General features: G+C 68.8%; 2 protein-coding genes. Both read left to right on the top strand.

The window, feature by feature from the left end; translation table 11 throughout:
* On the top strand, nt 1-2,538 hold a 2,538-nt coding region (fdh, locus tag ACFQGL_RS32115; RefSeq protein WP_377516408.1), incomplete at its 5' end, for a formate dehydrogenase.
* Nucleotides 2,539-2,544: 6 nt separating this feature from the next.
* Nucleotides 2,545-3,128, top strand: a 584-nt coding sequence (locus tag ACFQGL_RS32110) for a 4Fe-4S dicluster domain-containing protein (RefSeq protein WP_377516407.1), incomplete at its 3' end; no start/stop codon positions are given.

The raw sequence follows: 3,128 nt of genomic DNA, 5'->3' as shown, positions 1-3,128 counted from the left end.
AAGGTCTTCCACGTCGATCCGCGGTTCACCCGGACCAGCGCGTTGGCGGACTCGTACCTGCCGATCCGGGCGGGTACGGACATCGCGCTGCTGGGTGGGGTGGTGCGCTACATCCTGGACAACGAGCTGGACTTCCGCGAGTACGTGGTCGCGTACACCAACGCCGCCACGATCCTGACCGAGGAGTACCGCGACACCGAGGATCTGCACGGTCTCTTCTCCGGCTTCAAGGAGGAGAACGCCAGCTACGACCAGGCCAGCTGGCGCTACGAGGGGCACGCGCAGGACGCCGTGACCCGCGACACCGAGACCCAGCGGGAGACCGCCGCCGGGCTGGAGCACGAGTCGCACGGTGCGCCGGTCGGGGCCCAGACCGAGCGGGACGAGACGTTGCAGCACCCGCGCTGCGTCTACCAGGTCCTCAAGCGGCACTTCGCCCGGTACACGCCGGAGATGGTGGAGCGGGTCTGCGGCATTCCGCAGGAGAAGTTCCTGGAGCTGGCGCAGGCCTGGACGGCGAACTCCGGCCGGGAACGCACCAGCATGCTCGTCTACTCGGTGGGCTGGACGCAGCACAGCGTCGGGGTGCAGTACATCCGTACCGGCGCGATCATCCAGCTGCTGCTGGGCAACGTGGGTCGTCCCGGTGGTGGCGTGATGGCGCTGCGCGGGCACGCCAGCATCCAGGGCTCGACGGACATCCCGACCCTGTTCAACCTGCTGCCCGGTTACCTGCCGATGCCACACCACGCCAACCACCCGACGCTGGACGAGTGGGTGGACAGCATCGCCCACCCCGGGCAAAAGGGTTTCTGGGGCAACGCCCGCACCTACGGGGTCAACCTGCTCAAGGCGTACTGGGGTGACGCGGCCACCGCCGAGAACGACTACTGCTACGGCTACATGCCGCGGATGACCGGGGATCACGGCACCTACCAGCAGGTGCTGGACATGATCGACGGGAAGATCAAGGGCTACTTCCTGCTGGGGCAGAACCCGGCGGTCGGCTCGGCGCACGGCCGCGCACAGCGGCTGGGCATGGCGAACGTGGACTGGTTGGTGGTCCGCGACCTGTTCATGATCGAGAGCGCCACCTTCTGGCAGAACGCGCCGGAGATCGAGACCGGCGAGATCGTGCCGGAGGAGTGCCGTACCGAGGTCTTCTTCCTGCCCGCCGCCTCGCACGTCGAGAAGGAGGGCACCTTCACCCAGACCCAACGGCTGCTGCAGTGGCGGGAGAAGGCCGTCGAGCCGCCAGGCGACGCCCGCTCCGAGCTGTGGTTCTTCTACCACCTCGGCCGCGTCATCCGGGAACGGCTGGCGCAGTCGACGCTGCCGCGCGACCGGGCGCTGCTCGATCTCAACTGGGACTACCCGACGCACGGGCCGGACGCCGAGCCGAGCGCCGAGGCGGTGCTGCGGGAGATCAACGGCTACGAGGTGGCCACTGGTCGACCGTTGTCCACGTTCACCGAGATGAAGGACGACGGCTCCACCCTCGGCGGATGCTGGATCTACACCGGCGTGTACGCGGACGGCGTCAACCAGGCCGCCCGCCGCAAGCCCGGCTCGGAGCAGTCATATGTCGCTCCGGAGTGGGGCTGGGCCTGGCCGGCGAACCGACGCATCCTCTACAACCGTGCCTCCGCCGACCCGGACGGCAACCCGTGGAGCGAACGCAAGAAGTACGTCTGGTGGGACGCGGACAAGTCCGAGTGGACCGGCTACGACGTGCCGGACTTCGAGAAGAAGAAGCCGCCGTCCTACCGGCCGCCCCTGGATGCCTCGGGCGTGCAGGGGATCGCCGGCGACGACCCGTTCGTCCTGCAGGGCGACGGCAAGGGCTGGCTGTACGCGCCCACCGGCGTCCTCGACGGGCCGATGCCGACCCACTACGAGCCGGTCGAGTCGCCGGTCCGCAACCCGCTGTACCGGCAGCAGGCCAACCCGACCCGCAAGGTCTACACCCATCCGATCAACACGCTCAACCCGAGCCCACCGGAGCCGCACAGCGAGGTCTTCCCGTACATCTTCACGGTCAGCCGGCTCACCGAGCACCACACCGCGGGTGGGATGAGCCGGACCGTGCCGCACCTGGCCGAGCTGCAACCGGAGATGTTCGTCGAGGTGTCGCCGGAGTTGGCGGCCGAGCGCGGTTTGCACCACCTGGGCTGGGCCCACCTGGTCAGCACCCGCGCGGCCATCGAGGCGAAGGTGCTGGTGACCGACCGACTCACCCCACTGCGGGTCGAGGGTCGGATCATCCACCAGGTCTGGTTGCCGTACCACTTCGGCTTCGAGGGTCTGGTGACCGGCGACTCGGCCAACGACCTGTTCGGGATCAGCCTCGACCCGAACGTGTTGATCCAGGAGAGCAAGGTCGGCACCTGCGACGTCCAGCCCGGCCGCCGCCCGAGAGGGCGGGAACTGCTGAACCTCGTCGTCGACTACCGGCGACGCTCCGGAGACCTCAGCCCGCACTACCCACCGTTGGTCACGACCGATGTCGCCGACAGCGGCAAGGACCAGGAGGTCTGACCGATGATGCCGAGCGCCAACAGCCTGTACGGCCCGCTCGACCCGGCGCCCGACGCCGGCTACGTCGACGCACCACCGCGGATGGGGTTCTTCACCGACACCAGCGTGTGTATCGGCTGCAAGGCGTGCGAGGTGGCCTGCAAGGAGTGGAACGGGGTGCCGGAGAGTGGCCTTGACCTGCTGGGGATGTCGTACGACAACACCGGCGCGTTGACCGCGAACTCGTGGCGGCACGTCGCGTTCGTCGAGCAGCCCCGGCCGGCCGGCTGGGCGACACCCGCCTTCGCGGACGAGCCGGACGGGCCGCCGGTCAGCCCGACGACGGCCGCGCTCGGCGCGCTCACCAGCACCGACACCGGTACGGATCCGGGCCTGCCCACCGGCTCACCCGCGGCGGCGGCCCGGATGTCGGCCGGCCCGGAGTTTCTGGGGATGCCGGGGGCGCAGCCGCCGGGGCGGGGTACGGGTGTGGAGGAGCGTACCGATTTTCGGTGGTTGATGATGTCGGATGTTTGTAAGCACTGTACGCATGCGGCTTGTTTGGATGTGTGTCCGACGGGGTCGTTGTTCCGGACTGAGTTCGGGACGGT

Source organism: Micromonospora vulcania, assembly GCF_042658605.1.
Taxonomy (GTDB): domain Bacteria; phylum Actinomycetota; class Actinomycetes; order Mycobacteriales; family Micromonosporaceae; genus Micromonospora; species Micromonospora vulcania.
This window is presented reverse-complemented; position numbering and strand designations above follow the sequence as displayed.